We start from the raw sequence: 15,959 nt of genomic DNA, 5'->3' as shown, positions 1-15,959 counted from the left end.
TGGCCCTCGGGTCGCGCAGCTTCCTGGTGGCCATCACCAACCCCAAGGCGCTGCTCTTCATGTCCGCCTTCCTGCCCCAGTTCATCGACCCGCGCGCGCCGCTGCTCGCGCAATACGCCACGCTGGCCGCCATCATGGCCGCCCTGAACGTCGCGGTGATGACGGCCTATGCGGCGCTGGGCGCGCGCCTGGTGCGGGCGCTGCGCGCCGGCGGGCTGCGGTGGCTGAACCGCCTGTGCGGCGGCGCCATGATCGTCCTGGCCGCCACGCTTGCGCTCTACCGCCGCAACGCCCCGTGAACAGAAACAGAAAGCGCGCAGGCGCGCCAGCCGCGGCCTGGCCGCGGCCCCGGTTCCGCGCAGGCTATTCCGGCTGCGGCGGCCAGGACCAGCCCGGCCCGGCGCCCTCGAACGCTTCGGCGGCCAGCAGCAGCTCCCGGTCGGCGCGGCAGCGGCCGACCAGCTGCAGCCCGACGGGCATACCGTCCCGTCCCAGCCCGCAGGGCACGCTGATCGCCGGATTGCCGGTCATGTTGAACAGCATGGTCCACGGATACCAGTGGCCGCGGATATCGGCGCACTGGCGGCCGTCGATGACGATGGAATCGAAAATGTCCGTGCCCAGCGGCACGGCGGTCCGCGACAGGGTGGGCATGGCCAGCAGATCGGCCTCGTCGAACAGCGCCTGCACCTTGCGGTAGAGCGCCGTGCGCGCAAACATGGCCTCCTGGTACTGCACCGCGCTGAACTGCATCGCGGATTCGATCTGCCGGCGCAGCGACGCGCTGTAGGCGTCGGGCGCCTGCGCGATCAGGGGCAGGTAGCGCGCGCGCCATACCGTGTGGTTGATCACACGCCAGACCGGCTCCACGTCGAAACCGGCGCCGTCAAACGGTTCGATGCGCGCGCCCAGGCCGGCCAGGCGCTCGAGCGCGAGCGCGAAGGCGCGCCGCACGTCGGCGTCCACCGGCCGGCCGGGCGGCGCGACGCAATAGCGCACGCGCTTTCCGCGCAGGGTGTCCGGCGACTCCGCCTGCCCCAGGTAGTCGGTCTTGGGCGCCCCCATCGACCAGGGATCGCAGGGATGCGGCCCGCTCATGGCGGCCATCATCAGGCGGGTGTCCGCGACGGTCCGCGTGGTGGGCGTGACGTAGGTCTGGTTGCCGATGGCGTCGGGCGCCTGGCTGTGGGGAATGGCCCCGATGCTCTGCTTGAACCCGACCACGCCGCAACAGGCGGCCGGAATCCGGGTCGAGCCGCCGCCGTCGGTCGCGACCGCCAGCGCGGTGACGCCCGCCGCCGTCGCCGCCGCCGCGCCGCCGCTCGAACCGCCGCAGGTGCGGTCCGGGCTCCACGGATTGCGGGTATGGCCGAAGAGCGGGGAGTCCGTCATGGACTTGGTGCCGAACTCGGGCGTGGTGGTCTTCCCGATCAGTATCGCGCCCTGCCCGCGCAGCCGCGCCACGGCCACGGCGTCTTCGGCCGGCACGTTGTCGCGAAAGGGCACGGCGCCGAATGTGGTGCGCACGCCGGCGGTATTCACGAGGTCCTTGACCGTGAAAGGCAGGCCGTGCAGCAGGCCCGGCGCTTGCCCCCGCATGAGCGCCTGCTCGGCCGCGCGCGCCGCTTCGAGGGCCTGCTCCGGGCACAGCGTGATGAAACAGTTCAGGGCCGGCTGCAGGCGTTCGGCCCTTTCGATGGCTGCGCGCACCAGTTCCACGGGAGACAGGGCCTTGCCGCGCACCAGGCGCGCCGCTTCGACGGCACTCAACTGCCAGAGGGAATCGCTCATTTGCGCTCGACGGCCGGGCTATTCGTCGAAGACGATGCCGGCCTCCTTGACGATGGGAGCCCAATGCTCGCGCTCGGCGCGCATGCGGCGCGCGGCCTCGGCGGCGGGCCGGGGCGCCACCAGGAAGCCGCCGGCCTGCAGCTTGGCGACCAGCGCCGGATCCTTGCCCGCGGCCAGGAATGCCTGCTCCAGCTCGCCGACGGCCGCGTCCGGCGTGCCGGCCGGCGCATAGACGGCGTACCAGCTCGACGCGTGCTCATACTGCGGATACCCCTGCTCCAGCAACGTGGGCACGTCCGGCAGCATGGGCAGGCGCCGGGCGCCGGCCACGCCCAGGATCTTCAGCTTGCCGCCGCTGTAGAGCGGCATCATGCTGGCCACGGCGTCCCACCCCATGGAAACCTCGCCGCCGACCACATCGACCAGCATGGGCGCGGCGCCCCGGTACACCACCGGCTCGATCTGCAGGCCGTTCTGCCTGCCCAGTTCGATCGTGCCGAGCTGGCCGGGGCTGCCCTGCGTGGCCAACCCGAGATTCGCCTTGCCCTGGGCCTGTCTGGCCCATTTCACGTACTCGGCCATGTTGCCGTAGGGCTGGTTCGCCCCGGCCGCGGCTGCCGTGGGCACGTCGGCCACCACGGCGACGGGGCGCAGGTCATGATCGGGGTCGTAACCCAGCTTGCGGTAGGTCAGCGGAAAAATCACGAACATCGGCGAGGAGCCGAGGTAGAGCGTCAGCCCGTCCGCCTTGGCTTTCTTCACGGCGTCCAGGCCCAGGCGCCCTGATGCGCCGGGCCGGTTCTCGACAATGACGTTGGCGAATCCGGCGGCCTGCAGGCGCTCCGCATAGGCCCGGGCCACCGCATCGGCCGCGCCGCCGGCCGCATAGCCGACCACGAGTTTCACCACTTTGGCGGGCTCGCCCGCGCCTTGGGCGGCGGCGTCGGACGAAACCCAGAAGGCCGCGGCGGCGGCGAGCACGCAGGCATGGATACGGCGTCTGGCGGTCAAGGCGATTCTCCCGTCTGATGGACAAGGTTGCGGCGGCGGGACCGTCGGCGCGTTGCGCAGCCGCCAGCCGGACCGAGCTTCCGGCATCGGGACATGATCGTCCCTGCTTGACTTGCCGTATAGTGAATTTTTTTACAGTTCAGTTGAGAAAATGGTCAACCCAAAGACCGTGGAAGCGCTGGCGTCCCGGATCAAGCTGCGCCATCTGCAGATCGCCCTGGCCCTGCGGGACGCGCCCACCGCCAAGGAAGTGGCCCGCCGCGCGAACGTCAGCGAATCCGCGGTTTCGAAGACCCTGGCGGAACTGGAGGAGCAGCTGGGCTTCAGGCTGTTCGAGCGCGCCGGCAACGGCAGGCGGCCGACGGCCATGGGCGCGCAGGTGCTGCCCGTCATGGAAGCGCTGGTGTCGCGGGCGCGTTCGATGGCGGAGATCATCGCCGAGGTGCGCTCGGGCAGCCAGGGCGGCCTGCGGGTCGGCGTGGCGACCGACATGGGCAAGCTCATCCTCGCGCCGCTCATCCATGCGTTCAACCAAGCCCAGCCCGGCATCGCGCTCAACGTGCAGACCGGCGGATTCCAGGCCATGGCGGACCTGCTCCGTGAAGACGGGCTGGACGCGCTGGTGTGCTATGACGACAGCAAGCTGGTTTCGCCGGAACTGGGGCGCCTGCGCCTGGCGCCCCCGCAGCCGCTGGTGGTGGTGGCCAACGCCCGCCTGTCGCCGCTGGCGTCCCGGACGGCCGTCACGCTGCGCGACCTGCACGGGCAGCCGTGGTGCAGGCCCCGGCCCGGCACCATGATGCACGCCAGGCTGTCGGAACTGTTCCTGCGAGCCGATCTGGATCTGCCGCCCCGCGGCATCGAGGCGAGCGACCTCCTGCTGACCGACGAATTCGTGCGCGCCACGGATTACCTGGTCATGCTGCCCGTCGCGGCGGCGCGCCGGCTGGCCGATGCCGGGGATGCGGCGATCCTGCCGATCGACCTCGGCCTGCACAACCCGCCCACCCTGGTTGCCTGGGAACGCGCGCGCGAATGGCAGCCCTCGCTGGCGCGGTTCCTGGACTTCTGCCAGCGCCGGACGCCCTGAAGCGCACCGGGGGGCGCTCACCGCAGGCCGGCACCGGCCGCCAGCGCCTCATGGCCCGGCGCCTCCTTGGCCCAGGGCTCGCCGGACAACTGCCCGGCCAGGTATTCGATGAGGGCCTGCACCCGCGCCGGACGGCGGCGTCCCGGCGGCGTGATGATGTGCAGCGAGATCGGGTCCACCAGCCAGTCGTCCATGACCGTTTCCAATTCGCCTGTCTGCAGCTCGTTCCAGGTCAGGAATTCAGGTTGCAGCGCCAGGCCCAGGCCGGCCTTGAGGGCGGGCACGAGCGCTTCCGCATTGTTCACGTGCAGGTAGGCGGGCATGGACAGGGAATGGTCGCCGTGCACCGGGTGGCGAAAGCGCCAGTTCGGCCCGTGGCGCGAATACATGTAGCGCAGCGCGCGGTGATGGACGAGATCGCGCGGATGCGTGGGCCGCCCGTAGCGGGCGAAATAGGCGGGCGCGCCGACGAGCAGGATGCGCACCGAGCACAGCCGGCGGGCCAGGAGGCTGGAATCGGTCATCGAGGAGATGCGCAAAGCCGCGTCGAAGCGTTCGGAGACGACATCGACCAGCTTGTCGTTGAATTCGATCTCCAGCCCGACTTCGGGATGGGCGCGCATGAAGCCCGGCAGCATGGGCGCCAGGCGCGAAACGCCGAAGGACATGGGCGCGGCGAGCCGGACGGTGCCGCGCAGGCTGCCGGATTGCTCGGTGACCTCGGACTCCACCGCCTCGCCTTCTTCCAGGATGCGCGCGGCGCGCTCGATGGCGGCGTAGCCCGCGTCGGTCAGCGACAGCTGGCGCGAGGTGCGGTGGATGAGCATGGTCTGCATGCGGGATTCCAGTCTCGAGACCGCTTTCGAGACGGTGGCCTGCGACAGCGAAAATGCCGCCGCGGTCTTGGCGAAAGAGCCGGTTTCGGCGACTTTGGCAAAAATCGCCCAGGCTTCCAGGTCCGGTAGTTTCTTCATTGCGCGCTTCCCGAGTCCGCAAAAGGCAGGCGTTTTAGCACGCCATTCTGGCATCCAGGCGCGCCGCATTCCCGAAAAAACGGAAAACATGGAATTCCGTTTTTCGCATTCTCCACGCAATTTCCCGAACGTAAACTAGTTGCGCCACATGCGGATACTTCCGCGTCCTCTTTTTTCTCCGCCCGCAGGTGATCGCCATGACCAGCAACAAATACCTCGAAGTCCTCACGCCCCAGAACAGCCAGATCATTTTCATCGACCAGCAGCCGCAAATGGCTTTCGGCGTGCAGTCCATCGACCGTCAGACCCTGAAGAACAACGTGGTGGGCCTGGCCAAGGCGGCCAAGGTCTTCAACATTCCCACCACCATCACCACCGTTGAAACCGACAGTTTCTCGGGCAATACTTATCCCGAACTGCTGGCCGTGTTCCCCGACCACAAGATTCTCGAACGCACCTCGATGAACTCGTGGGACGACCAGAACGTGCGCGATTCCCTGGCCGCGCACGGCCGCAAGAAGGTCGTGGTGTCGGGCCTCTGGACCGAAGTGTGCAACACGACCTTCGCGCTGTGCGCCATGCTGGAAGGCGGCTACGAGATCTACATGGTGGCCGACGCCTCCGGCGGCACCTCGACCGACGCGCACAAGTACGCGATGGACCGCATGGCGCAGGCCGGCGCGGTGCCCGTGACGTGGCAGCAGGTCATGCTGGAATGGCAGCGCGACTGGGCCCGCAAGGAAACCTATGACGCCGTCACCGCCATCGTCAAGGAACACTCCGGCGCCTACGGCATGGGCATCGACTATGCCGTCACGCACGTCCACAAGGGCCCCGAGCGCGTTCGGCACGGCGAGCGCATCGGCCCCAACCCCGCCAAGTGACGCCTTGCGCGGCAGGCTGCGCACCGAGGTGAAAGATGAAACTCTACCTACTGTCCCTGGGAGCCGGCCTGCTGGTCGGCATCATCTACAGCCTGCTGCAAGTCCGCTCGCCGGCGCCGCCCCTGGTGGCGCTGGTCGGGCTGCTCGGCATCCTGCTGGGCGAACAGGTCATACCGGTGAGCAAGCAACTGCTCAAGGGCGCCGGCTTTTCCTCCGCGTGCTCGCAAACCCGGGCCACCGAACACGTGCTGGGCGAGCTGCCGGGCCGCCATGCCGCCAAAGCCCCGGACGGCGCGGACCGGGCCTGATTCCGCCGCGCCCGCCCGCGCTACCACGCAGAGAGTATTCATCGTGTCCGCTTCCCACCCCGACATCATTTTCCATAACGCGCGGATCACCACGCTGGACCGCGCCAGGCCCGAAGCCAGCGCGGTCGCCATCGAGTCCGGCAGGTTCTTCGCCGTCGGCTCCGACGAGGAAGTGCTGGCGCTGGCGGGCCCGTCCACCCGCGTCGTCGACCTGCAGCGCCGGCGCGTGCTGCCGGGCCTGTTCGACAACCACACCCACGTGGTGCGCGGCGGCCTGAACTACAACCTCGAACTGCGCTGGGACGGCGTGCGCTCGCTGGCCGACGCCATGGACATGCTCAGGCGGCAGGTGGCGGCGACGCCCGCCCCGCAATGGGTGCGCGTGGTGGGCGGATTCACGGAGCACCAGTTCGTCGAAAAACGGCTGCCCACGCTGGACGAGATCAATGCCGTGGCGCCCGACACGCCGGTCTTTCTGCTGCACCTGTACGACCGCGCGCTGCTGAACGCGGCGGCGCTGCGCGCGGTGGGATACACCAAAGACACGCCCGAGCCTGCGGGCGGCGAAATCACGCGCGACGCGCAGGGCAATTCCACCGGGCTGCTGCTGGCCAAGCCCAACGCCGCCATACTCTATGCCACCCTGGCCAAGGGCCCCAAGCTGCCTTTCGAGTACCAGCTCAATTCCACCCGCCACTTCATGCGCGAACTGAACCGCCTGGGCGTGACGGGAGTCATCGACGCGGGCGGCGGCTTCCAGAACTACCCCGAAGACTATGCCGTCATCCAGAAGCTGGCCGACGAGGGCCTGATGACGGTGCGCCTGGCCTACAACCTCTTTACGCAGAAGCCGAAGCAGGAAAAACAGGACTTCCTCGACTGGACCGCCAGCGTCAAATACAAGCAGGGCGACGATTACTTCCGCCACAACGGCGCGGGCGAAATGCTGGTGTTCTCCGCGGCCGATTTCGAAGACTTCCGCCAGCCGCGCCCGGACATGCCGCCGGAGATGGAAGGCGAGCTCGAGGAAGTGGTGCGCATCCTGGCCCAGAACCGTTGGCCGTGGCGGCTGCACGCCACCTATGACGAAACCATCTCGCGCGCGCTCGACGTCTTCGAGAAAGTGAACCGCGACATTCCGCTGCAGGGCCTGAACTGGTTCTTCGACCACGCCGAAACCATTTCCGAGCGCTCCATCGACCGCGTGGCGGCGCTGGGCGGCGGCATCGCCGTACAGCACCGCATGGCCTACCAGGGCGAGTACTTCGTCGAACGCTACGGCGCCGAGGCGGCCGAAGCCACGCCGCCCATCCGGCGCATGCTGGAAAAAGGCGTGCAGGTATCCGCCGGCACGGACGCCACGCGCGTCGCGTCCTACAACCCGTGGGTGTCGCTGGCCTGGATGGTCACCGGCAAGACGCTGGGCGGCCTGCGGCTTTACCCGCAACGCAATCGGCTGGACCGCGAAACGGCGCTGCGCATGTGGACCGAAAACGTCGCCTGGTTCTCCAACGAGGAAGGCCGGCGCGGCCGGATCGAAGCGGGCCATTTCGCCGACTTCATCGTGCCGAGCAAGGACTACTTCGCCGTCGCCGAAGACGAGATCTCCTTCCTGACTTCCGACCTCACCGTGGTGGGCGGCCGCGTCGTCTACGGCGATGGCGCTTTTGCCGGCCTGGACGACACCCCCCCGCCGCCGGCCATGCCGGACTGGTCGCCCACGCGCCTGTTCAAGGGCTATGCCGCATGGGGCGAGCCGGACGGCGCGGGCCGCAACTCGCTGTATCCGCGCTACCAGGCCCTGGCGGCCTGCGGCTGCGCCAGCGCCTGCGGCCTGCACGGCCACGACCACGCCCGCGCCTGGGCCGCCCGGGCGCCCGTCTCCGACGTCAAGGGCTTCTTCGGCGCGCTGGGCTGCTCCTGCTGGGCGGTCTGAGGCGCAGTCGGCGGAACCGCGGCCATGCGCCCCCCAACCGATTCCGCGCACGGGCCGGCCGGACTCGCCCGTCGCGCGCTGGGCGGCAGGGCGGCGCGCCGCCTTGCCCATCTCGGCCTGTGCGCCGCGTACCTGCAAGGCGGGCTGGCCAAGCTCGGGGACTTTCCCGGCGCCGTCGCTGAAATGGCCCATTTCGGGCTGACCCCCGCTCCCGTGTTCGCCGCCCTGGTGATCGCGCTGGAACTGGGCGGCAGCGCCCTGCTGCTCATCGGCTGGCAGCGCTGGCTGGGCGCGCTGGGCCTGGCCGTCTTCACCGTGCTGGCCACGTTTCTGGCCTTGCGTTTCTGGGAACTGCCGCACGGCCCCGCGCGCTTCGCCATGGCCAACGCCTTCTTCGAACACCTGGGCCTGGCCGGCGGCCTGCTGCTGGCCGCCTGGGCCAGCCTGCAAGAAAGCCTGCGAGAGAGAAACCCGCCATGAACCCGAACGCGCCACCCGCTGCGGCCAGCAGCTTCGCGCCGCTGCGCCAGACCGTCTTCGCCGTGCTGTGGATCGCCACGGTGATCGGCAACACCGGCAGCTTCATCCGCGACGTCGCCAGCGCCTGGCTGATGACCGATCTGTCGCCGTCGCCGGCGGCGGTCGCGCTGGTGCAGGCGGCCGCCACGCTGCCCGTCTTCCTGCTGGCGATTCCGGCCGGGGTGCTGGCCGACATTCTCGACCGCCGCCGGTTTCTCGTCGGCATACAGGTGCTGCTGGGCTGCACCAGCCTCGGTCTGATGGCGCTATCGGCCCTGGGGCTGCAATCTGTGGCCTCGCTGGTGGCGCTCACATTCCTGGGCGGCATCGGGGCCGCGCTGATGGGGCCCACCTGGCAAGCCATCGTGCCCGAGCTGGTCGAGAAAAAAGACCTCAAGAGCGCGGTCGCGCTCAATTCACTGGGCATCAACATCGCGCGCGCCGTCGGCCCGGCCCTGGGCGGCCTGCTGCTGGCCGCCGTGGGCGCCGCCGTGGCCTACGGGGTGGACGTGCTCACCTACGTTTTCGTCATCGCCGCGCTGCTGTGGTGGCGCCGCCCGGCAGCCGGGCAGGACGCGCTTTCGGAACAATTCGGCGGCGCCTTCCGCGCCGGCCTGCGCTATGCGCGCGCGAGCCGGGAGCTGCACGTCGTCCTGGCGCGGGCATTCCTGTTCTTCGCGCTGGCCAGTTCCGTCTGGGCGCTGCTTCCGCTCGTGGCGCGCAGCCTGCTCGACGGCGGCCCGGGCTTTTACGGCGTGTTGCTGGGAGCGGTGGGCCTGGGAGCCATCGGCGGCGCGGTCGTGCTGCCCCGGCTGCGCGCGTGGCTCAGCCCCGACGGCCTGTTGCTGGCCGCCGCGCTCGTTACCGCCGCGGTCATGGCGCTGCTGTCCTACGCGCCGCCCAAGTGGCTGGCCACCGCCGCGCTGCTGGTGCTGGGCGCGGCCTGGATCACCGCGCTCACCACCCTGAACGGGGTGGCGCAGGCCATCCTGCCCAACTGGGTGCGGGGCCGCTCGCTGGCCGTGTACCTCACCGTCTTCAATGGCGCCATGACCGCCGGCAGCCTGGGCTGGGGCGCGGTCGCCGAGGGCGTCGGCGTGCCCGGCGCGCTGCTGGCGGGCGCGGCCGCGCTGGCGCTGGTGGGCCTGGCCGCGCACCGCATCAAACTGCCCGCGGGCGAGGCAGACCTCGTGCCCTCGAACCACTGGCCGGAGCCGCTGACGGCGACGCCGGTCGAGCACGACCGCGGCCCCGTGACGGTGCTGATCGAATACCGGATCGCGGCCGGCGACCGCGCCGGCTTCGTTGACGCGCTGTATCGGCTCTCGGCCGAGCGGCGCCGCGACGGCGCCTATGCCTGGGGCGTCGCGGAAGACTCCGCCGACCCGACGCTGATGGTGGAGTGGTTCCAGATCGAATCGTGGGCGGAGCACCTGCGCCAGCATCACCGCGTCTCGCGGGCGGATGCCGACATCCAGGCCGAGGTGCTGCGATTCCACCAGGGCGGCACGCCGCCCGTCGTCAGGCACCTGCTGGCCGTCGAGCGCCCGGACAGGCGGCGCGGCCGCAACGGGAGGAACGGCGTTCCGCCGCCTTCCCCCGGCTGACCGCCGCTTCGCCGGACGGCGGTCAGCCCAGGGAAGGCATGGACATCGCAGTCGAAATTGATGGCTGTTCTCGTTCTCTAAATCCGCCGCCCTCCCGCATCGTCCTCCATGCGCGCTTTACCCACAGAGCAGCCATGAGCGCCGAGGATGAGTCCACCCTGGTGCGGACGTACCTGCGGTGGCGGACACCCCTGCTGCGCCTGTTGAGCCGCAAGCTGGGCTGCCGCGACGATGCGGAAGACCTGGTGCAGGAATCGTTCACCCGCTGGATGGCCCAGGGCGGCGCGCGCCAGATCGCCAAGCCGCAGACCTACGTCGACGCCAACGGCAAGAACCTGGATCCCGCGTACGGACACAATTACGAGCTCGGCATCAAGGGCGCATTCCTGGACAAGCGCCTCAACGCGTCGCTCGCGCTCTTTCTCACCAACCAGAAGAACGTGGCCGAGTACGTGGACTACAACCCGGGCGCGCTGAATCAACCCACCGTCGGCGGCGGCCTGCGCTGGCAGAGCAAGACCGAGAACCTCCGCTACTGGGTGGACGAGTCGCGCAGCATCGTGCAGAAACCCTACGCGGTCGCCGACCTGATGGCGCGCTACGACATCACGCCCATGATGCCGCTGACCCTGAACGTCAACAACGTCTTCGACAAGCGCTACTTCCGCACCATGGGCTTCAACAACAGCGTCTACTACGGCGACGGCCGCACCGCCGCACTGACGCTGCGGGCGTTGTTCTGGCGTCGGAAGACGCCGCGGCGGGTCCGTGCCGGCGGCAAGCGCGGGCCCGCCGCCGGCGAGGGGCGAACGCCCCGCGCAAGGCAGGGCGCGGCCGCGGCAGGGTAAAATGCCGGGTTGGCTTGAACCTTTGGCGTCCCCATTTTCTGCGGCGGCGCCCGCACTCGCAAAGCCGCACGGAAGCCTTATGAAGACCCCTGCCTCCCCTACCCAAACCGAAGCCCATGTGCCGCGCGTCGGATTCGTCAGTCTTGGATGCCCCAAGGCGCTGGTCGATTCCGAACGCATCCTGACCCAGCTGCGCACCGAGGGCTACGAAGTCACGCCCGACTACGACGACGCCGACGTGGTGGTGGTCAATACCTGTGGATTCATCGACAGCGCCAAGGCGGAGTCGCTGGAAGCGATCGGCGAGGCGCTGGCGGAGAACGGCAAGGTCATCGTGACCGGCTGCATGGGCGTGGAAGAGTCGGCCATCCGGGACGTGCATCCCAACGTGCTGGCGGTGACGGGGCCGCAGCAATACGAAGAGGTGGTGCGCGCGGTGCACGACGCCGCCCCGCCGCGCAAGGACCACAACCCCTACGTGGACCTGGTGCCGCCGCAGGGCGTGAAGCTCACGCCGCGCCATTACGCCTATCTCAAGATTTCCGAAGGCTGCAATCACCGCTGCAGCTTCTGCATCATCCCGTCCATGCGCGGCGACCTGGTCAGCCGGCCCGTGGGCGAGGTGCTGAACGAGGCCGAGCGGCTGGTGCGCGCGGGCGTGAAGGAACTGCTGGTCATTTCGCAGGACACCAGCGCCTATGGCGTGGACCTCAAGTACCGCAGCGGCTTCTGGAACGGCCGTCCGGTGCGCACGCGCATGACGGAGCTCTGTACGGCCTTGTCCGAGCTCGGCGTCTGGACGCGCCTGCATTACGTGTATCCCTATCCCCACGTGGACGAGGTGATTCCGCTCATGGCGCAGGGCAAGGTGCTGCCCTACCTGGACATTCCGTTCCAGCACGCCAGCCCGCGCATCCTGAAGGCCATGAAGCGGCCGGCCTTCGAGGACAAGACGCTGGCGCGCATCAAGCGCTGGCGCGAGGAATGCCCCGATCTCACCATCCGCTCCACGTTCATCGTGGGCTTTCCGGGCGAGACCGAGGAAGACTTCCAGTACCTGCTCGACTGGATGCGGGAAGCCCGGCTCGACCGCGTGGGCTGCTTCCAGTATTCACCCGTGGAAGGCGCGCCGGCCAATGCGCTGGACAACCCCGTGCCGGACGAGGTAAAGCAGGAGCGCTGGGAGCGCTTCATGGAGCAGCAGCAAGCCATTTCGGCCGAACGGCTGCAGGCCCGGATCGGGCGCGAGATCGAGGTGCTGATCGACGAGGTGGACGAAGACGGCGCGGTGGGCCGCAGCAGCGCCGACGCGCCCGAGATCGACGGCTGTGTCTACGTGAGCGCCGAACGCGCGCTCAAGCCTGGCGACCTGGTCCGCGCCCGCGTCACCGACGCCGACGAATACGATCTCTGGGCCGACGACCTGGGCGCGGCCGCCCGTTGAAACCGGCCCCGGCGCCCCGGCCCGGGGGCCCTCCGCGCGTCAGTTGCCGTCCAGGAAATCTGGACAGATCGTCGGCGTGCTCTTCCTCCACCGCCAGGATTTCCTCCAGCAGGCGGCGCGTGGTGGGTTCCCGTTCGCCGATCCTTGAGCGACCTGCCTTCCACGCACTCGGAATGGCTGCGCTGAAGTAATGGCGCTTGTAGCGCAGCACGCAGACGACATCCGTGGCGAGCGCTTTGTTGAGCAGCTTGCGCACGGTGCCGCGGCGCGCCATGAAGGGCCGGCGTTCCTTGCGTACACTATCGGCTTTCCCAAGCGCCTGTGACGCAATCTGTAACGGGACCAGCGGCTCCCTGATTTTTTCCATGACCCTGAAGAACATCTGCGTATATTGCGGCTCCAACCCCGGCAGCCGCCCCGAGTACATCGAACAGGCGCGCGTGCTGGCGCGCGAGCTGGTCAAGCGCGACCTGGGGCTGGTCTATGGCGGCTCGGTGGTGGGCATCATGGGCGTGGTGGCCAACGAGGTGCTGGCCGCCGGCGGCCGCGTGATCGGCGTGATCCCCGAACTGCTGCTCAAGAAAGAACACGCCCACAAGGGCCTGACCGAACTGCACCTGGTGCAGACCATGCACGAGCGCAAGGCCCTGATGATGGAAAAGGCCGACGGCTTCGTCGCCCTGCCGGGCGGGTCGGGCACGCTGGAGGAATTCTTCGAGGTCTGGACCTGGGCCCAGCTCAATATGCACAGCAAGCCGTGCGGCCTGCTCAATATCGCCGGTTATTACGACGCGCTGGTGCGGTTCGTGGACCACGCCGTCGAAGAGGCTTTCATCCGCCCGCAGCATCGCGACATGCTGGTGGTGGAGCACGACCCTGCCCTGCTGCTGGACCGCTACGCCGCCTACGAGCCGCCCAACATCTCCAAATGGTTCGATCCGGTCAAGGCCTGAAACGGCCCTGCTAAACGACAAAGAGGGGAATCCGCGCCATGTCAGACGTATTCATGCACAACGCCACCACCGAATCCGTACTGCGGGATTACTTCCACGCCAAGGACGAGAACCGCCCGCTCTACATGACGCGGGCGTTCGCCAGCGACGCGGTGCTGCGCATGGCCCTGCGCACGCAGGCCATCGCCTTTCCGCCGGAGTCGCACGGGCTGGCGGCCATTACCGACACCCTGGTGCGCAAGTTCGGCCAGACCTACGAAAACGTCCATACCTTCTACCTGTCGCGCCCGGAGCCCGGCGCGCGGCTCGCGGCCTACAGCTGCGACTGGCTGGTCGGCATGACCGAAAAGGCGACGGGCGACGCGCGGGTGGGCTGCGGCCGGTACGAATGGGAGTTCCAGCCCGAGCCCTATCGCGCCAGCTCGCTGGTCATCACCATCGAGAGCATGGTGACGCTGCCGGCGGGCGACGCCGGGGCCGTCTTCGGCTGGCTGCTGGGGCTGGAGTACCCCTGGACCACCGCGCGGCGCGCCGCCGACAGCGCGCCGCCGCTCGAGGCGCTGGCGCCCGTGGTGCATTACCTGCTGCATCCGCAGGGCCTCTGATCCGGCGAACGCATCCCGGATGGCCGACGTGAAATACGACATCGCCGCGTTCGATTTCGACGGAACCCTGGCCGACACCATGCCGTGGTTCAACTCCATTCTCAATACGGTGGCCGACAAGTACGGCTTTCGCAGGATCGACGCCGCCGAACGCGAGCAGTTGCGCCATCGCGAGGCCGCCGAGATTCTCAAGTACCTCGGCATTCCCTTGTGGAAGCTGCCGGCCATCATGGCGCACGTGCGCGCGCTGATGCAGGACATCGACCCTGCGGTGCAGGTTTTCCCCGGCATCCCGGAGGCGCTGCAACGGCTGAAGGCGGCGGGCCTGAAGCTGGCCGTGGTGAGCTCCAATTCGCTGCAGAACGTGCAGCGCGTGCTGGGCGGCCGGACCTCGGCGCTCTTCGACGCCTATGAGTGCGGCACCGACCTTTTCGGCAAGGCGGCCAAGATCCAGCGCCTGCTCCGGCAACAGGACGCGGATCCCGCGCGCTTCCTGCTGGTGGGCGACGAAATGCGCGACATCGACGCGGCGCGCAAGGCCGGCGTGCGCGTGGGATCGGTGGCCTGGGGCTATAACCACATCGATGCGCTGCGCGGACGCCAGCCCGACGAAGTGTTCTACACCGCCGCCGACCTGCCCGCGGCGCTCGCCTGACACGGAGACACCATGCACGCCGATCCCGCCTATCTGGTCACCGACGCCGCCGCCCTCGAAGCCCTGTACGGCCAGCCCGGCGAAGCCTCGCTGAAAAAAGAAGTGGACCACGTGCACCCGCACTACCGGGCCTTCATCGAAGCCGCGCCCTTCGCGGTGCTGGCCACCGCCGGCCCCGACGGGCTGGACGCCTCGCCACGCGGCGATCCGGCCGGCTTCGTGGACGTGCTGGACGAGAAGACGCTGGCGCTGCCCGACCGCCGCGGCAACAATCGCATGGACAGCCTGCGCAACATTCTGGCCGATCCGCGCGTGGCGCTGCTCTTCCTGGTGCCCGGCGTGGGCGAGACGCTGCGCGTGAACGGCGTGGCCCGCATCAGCGTGGAGCCGGCGCTGCTCGAGCGCTACGCCATGGACGGCAAGCCGGCGCGCTCGGTGCTCATCATCGACGTGCAGACCGTGTATTTCCAATGCTCGCGCGCCCTGCTGCGCTCGCGCCTGTGGGATCCGGCCACCCAGGTGCCGCGCGATACGCTGCCCAGCGTGGGCCGCATCCTGTCGGACATCACCGCCGGCACTTTCGACGGGCGGGCCTACGACCGCGACCTGCCCGGCCGTCTCGCCGGCTCGCTGTACTGATCCCGGAGCACCGCCATGCCGCGCAATGTGGAAATCAAGGCCCGGGTGGCCGACCTGGCCGCCATCGAGCCGCTGGCTGCGGCCCTGTCGGGCCGCGAACCCGTCATCATCCGGCAGGACGACACCTTCTTCCGCTGCCCCAACGGCCGCCTGAAGCTGCGCGACTTCGGCGACGGCACGGGCGAGCTCATCTTCTACCGGCGCGACGACTCGCCCTCCCTCAAGGAGAGCTTCTACGAGATCTCGCCCACCCGCTCTCCGGACACGCTGCGCAAGACGCTGACACTGGCCTGGGGCGTCATCGGCCGCGTGCGCAAGACGCGCCTGCTTTTCCTGGCGGGCCGCACGCGCATCCACCTCGACCGCGTGGAAGGGTTGGGCGAATTCCTGGAGCTGGAAGTCGTGCTGCGCGACGGCGAGAGCACACAGGCCGGCATGGCCGAGGCGCGAACCCTGATGGCCAGCCTGGGCGTGGCGCCCGGCCATCTGGTGGCGGGCGCCTACCTGGACCTGCTGTCCGCGGCGGGCAAAACGGAAGACCCGGCGCCCTGAAGGCGCGCCGGCCGCGCGCGGGCTGGCTAAGGCTGCCAGCCGCGCACGAACACGTCCGCGGCCTGGCGCTTGCCGCCCGCCTTCTGCAATTCGAGCAGGCGCAGCACGCCGTCGGCGGTGGCGATGTCCACGCCTTCCGCCGT

18 protein-coding genes and 1 pseudogene are annotated in these 15,959 nt (G+C 69.0%); 14 read left to right on the top strand and 5 right to left on the bottom strand.

Annotation, left to right across the window (positions count from 1 at the left end):
• The coding region (locus AD428_RS10195; protein ID WP_160318563.1) for a LysE family translocator at positions 1–299 on the top strand (299 nt) is incomplete at its 5' end.
• Between the two features lie 64 nt (positions 300–363).
• Here the strand turns inward: AD428_RS10195 and AD428_RS10190 are convergent.
• Positions 364–1,791 (bottom strand): amidase, encoded by a 1,428-nt coding sequence (locus AD428_RS10190; protein WP_053245094.1) that lies wholly within the window; start codon positions 1,789–1,791, stop codon positions 364–366.
• Positions 1,792–1,809: 18 nt separating this feature from the next.
• Entirely contained in the window at positions 1,810–2,802 is a 993-nt protein-coding gene (locus tag AD428_RS10185; protein ID WP_053245093.1) for a Bug family tripartite tricarboxylate transporter substrate binding protein, read from the bottom strand.
• A gap of 151 nt (positions 2,803–2,953) precedes the next feature.
• Here AD428_RS10185 and AD428_RS10180 point away from each other — a divergent pair, with 151 nt between their 5' ends.
• Positions 2,954–3,892: a LysR family transcriptional regulator gene (locus AD428_RS10180; RefSeq protein WP_053245092.1), complete on the top strand. Its 939-nt coding sequence runs from the start codon at positions 2,954–2,956 to the stop codon at positions 3,890–3,892.
• Positions 3,893–3,909: 17 nt separating this feature from the next.
• On the opposite strand, the gene AD428_RS10175 is transcribed toward AD428_RS10180, so the two are convergent.
• Positions 3,910–4,866: a LysR family transcriptional regulator gene (locus AD428_RS10175; RefSeq protein WP_053245091.1), complete on the bottom strand. Its 957-nt coding sequence runs from the start codon at positions 4,864–4,866 to the stop codon at positions 3,910–3,912.
• A gap of 197 nt (positions 4,867–5,063) precedes the next feature.
• Between AD428_RS10175 and AD428_RS10170 the strand changes: the two genes are divergently transcribed.
• The 7 genes from AD428_RS10170 to rimO all read left to right on the top strand — a co-directional run bounded on the left by AD428_RS10170 (position 5,064) and on the right by rimO (position 12,412).
• Positions 5,064–5,750, top strand: a complete 687-nt coding sequence (locus AD428_RS10170) for a hydrolase (protein ID WP_053245096.1) — start codon at positions 5,064–5,066, stop codon at positions 5,748–5,750.
• A gap of 35 nt (positions 5,751–5,785) precedes the next feature.
• The gene (locus AD428_RS10165) at positions 5,786–6,058 is read left to right on the top strand and encodes a XapX domain-containing protein (protein WP_053245090.1); all 273 of its coding nucleotides are present in this window, start codon (positions 5,786–5,788) and stop codon (positions 6,056–6,058) included.
• A gap of 43 nt (positions 6,059–6,101) precedes the next feature.
• The gene (locus tag AD428_RS10160; RefSeq protein WP_053245089.1) at positions 6,102–7,994 is read left to right on the top strand and encodes an amidohydrolase; all 1,893 of its coding nucleotides are present in this window, start codon (positions 6,102–6,104) and stop codon (positions 7,992–7,994) included.
• 24 nt (positions 7,995–8,018) lie between these two features.
• Positions 8,019–8,474 (top strand): DoxX family protein, encoded by a 456-nt coding sequence (locus tag AD428_RS10155; RefSeq protein WP_053245088.1) that lies wholly within the window; start codon positions 8,019–8,021, stop codon positions 8,472–8,474.
• On the top strand, positions 8,471–10,120 hold the full coding sequence (locus tag AD428_RS10150; protein WP_053245087.1) for an MFS transporter: 1,650 nt from the start codon (positions 8,471–8,473) through the stop codon (positions 10,118–10,120). The genes AD428_RS10155 and AD428_RS10150 overlap by 4 nt, the downstream gene beginning before the upstream one ends.
• Positions 10,121–10,254: 134 nt before the next feature.
• Complete coding sequence (locus tag AD428_RS10145; protein WP_053245086.1) at positions 10,255–10,968, top strand: TonB-dependent receptor domain-containing protein; 714 nt, start codon at positions 10,255–10,257, stop codon at positions 10,966–10,968.
• Positions 10,969–11,047: 79 nt separating this feature from the next.
• Positions 11,048–12,412 (top strand): 30S ribosomal protein S12 methylthiotransferase RimO, encoded by a 1,365-nt coding sequence (gene rimO, locus AD428_RS10140; RefSeq protein WP_053245085.1) that lies wholly within the window; start codon positions 11,048–11,050, stop codon positions 12,410–12,412.
• On the opposite strand, the gene AD428_RS29420 is transcribed toward rimO, so the two are convergent.
• Complete coding sequence (locus AD428_RS29420; RefSeq protein ID WP_369798731.1) at positions 12,354–12,794, bottom strand: hypothetical protein; 441 nt, start codon at positions 12,792–12,794, stop codon at positions 12,354–12,356. The two genes, rimO and AD428_RS29420, sit on opposite strands and share 59 nt — an antisense overlap.
• Between AD428_RS29420 and AD428_RS10135 the strand changes: the two genes are divergently transcribed.
• From AD428_RS10135 to AD428_RS10115, 5 genes are read left to right on the top strand one after another with little or no spacing between them, the layout of a single operon-like run.
• Complete coding sequence (locus AD428_RS10135; RefSeq protein ID WP_053245084.1) at positions 12,778–13,365, top strand: TIGR00730 family Rossman fold protein; 588 nt, start codon at positions 12,778–12,780, stop codon at positions 13,363–13,365. The genes AD428_RS29420 and AD428_RS10135 overlap by 17 nt on opposite strands.
• A 38-nt stretch (positions 13,366–13,403) precedes the next feature.
• Positions 13,404–13,970, top strand: a complete 567-nt coding sequence (locus AD428_RS10130) for a hypothetical protein (protein ID WP_053245083.1) — start codon at positions 13,404–13,406, stop codon at positions 13,968–13,970.
• A 28-nt stretch (positions 13,971–13,998) separates the two neighbouring features.
• Positions 13,999–14,625, top strand: a complete 627-nt coding sequence (locus AD428_RS10125) for an HAD-IA family hydrolase (protein WP_053245095.1) — start codon at positions 13,999–14,001, stop codon at positions 14,623–14,625.
• A 12-nt stretch (positions 14,626–14,637) separates the two neighbouring features.
• Positions 14,638–15,264, top strand: coding sequence for a pyridoxamine 5'-phosphate oxidase family protein (locus tag AD428_RS10120; RefSeq protein ID WP_053245082.1), 627 nt, complete (start codon positions 14,638–14,640; stop codon positions 15,262–15,264).
• A gap of 15 nt (positions 15,265–15,279) precedes the next feature.
• On the top strand, positions 15,280–15,816 hold the full coding sequence (locus AD428_RS10115) for a class IV adenylate cyclase (protein WP_053245081.1): 537 nt from the start codon (positions 15,280–15,282) through the stop codon (positions 15,814–15,816).
• Positions 15,817–15,842: 26 nt separating this feature from the next.
• Here the strand turns inward: AD428_RS10115 and AD428_RS26045 are convergent.
• Positions 15,843–15,959 (bottom strand): annotated as a pseudogene (locus AD428_RS26045) (methionyl-tRNA formyltransferase); the annotation flags it as partial.

This window comes from Achromobacter sp. DMS1 (genome assembly GCF_001270295.1).
The sequence above is the reverse complement of the archived record's forward strand: the minus strand, read 5'-3'. Positions and strand labels throughout refer to the sequence as shown.

Bases quoted from the DNA above. Each gene is read 5' to 3' on its own strand.
- AD428_RS10155 (WP_053245088.1), top strand. From the start codon at position 8,019: ATGCGCCCCCCAACCGATTCCGCGCACGGGCCGGCCGGACTCGCCCGT.
- AD428_RS10120 (WP_053245082.1), top strand. From the start codon at position 14,638: ATGCACGCCGATCCCGCCTATCTGGTCACCGACGCCGCCGCCCTCGAA.
- AD428_RS10180 (WP_053245092.1), top strand. From the start codon at position 2,954: ATGGTCAACCCAAAGACCGTGGAAGCGCTGGCGTCCCGGATCAAGCTG.
- AD428_RS10115 (WP_053245081.1), top strand. From the start codon at position 15,280: ATGCCGCGCAATGTGGAAATCAAGGCCCGGGTGGCCGACCTGGCCGCC.
- rimO (WP_053245085.1), top strand. From the start codon at position 11,048: ATGAAGACCCCTGCCTCCCCTACCCAAACCGAAGCCCATGTGCCGCGC.
- AD428_RS10145 (WP_053245086.1), top strand. From the start codon at position 10,255: ATGAGCGCCGAGGATGAGTCCACCCTGGTGCGGACGTACCTGCGGTGG.
- AD428_RS10175 (WP_053245091.1), bottom strand. From the start codon at position 4,866: ATGAAGAAACTACCGGACCTGGAAGCCTGGGCGATTTTTGCCAAAGTC.
- AD428_RS10165 (WP_053245090.1), top strand. From the start codon at position 5,786: ATGAAACTCTACCTACTGTCCCTGGGAGCCGGCCTGCTGGTCGGCATC.
- AD428_RS29420 (WP_369798731.1), bottom strand. From the start codon at position 12,794: ATGTTCTTCAGGGTCATGGAAAAAATCAGGGAGCCGCTGGTCCCGTTA.
- AD428_RS10190 (WP_053245094.1), bottom strand. From the start codon at position 1,791: ATGAGCGATTCCCTCTGGCAGTTGAGTGCCGTCGAAGCGGCGCGCCTG.
- AD428_RS10170 (WP_053245096.1), top strand. From the start codon at position 5,064: ATGACCAGCAACAAATACCTCGAAGTCCTCACGCCCCAGAACAGCCAG.
- AD428_RS10150 (WP_053245087.1), top strand. From the start codon at position 8,471: ATGAACCCGAACGCGCCACCCGCTGCGGCCAGCAGCTTCGCGCCGCTG.
- AD428_RS10135 (WP_053245084.1), top strand. From the start codon at position 12,778: ATGACCCTGAAGAACATCTGCGTATATTGCGGCTCCAACCCCGGCAGC.
- AD428_RS10130 (WP_053245083.1), top strand. From the start codon at position 13,404: ATGTCAGACGTATTCATGCACAACGCCACCACCGAATCCGTACTGCGG.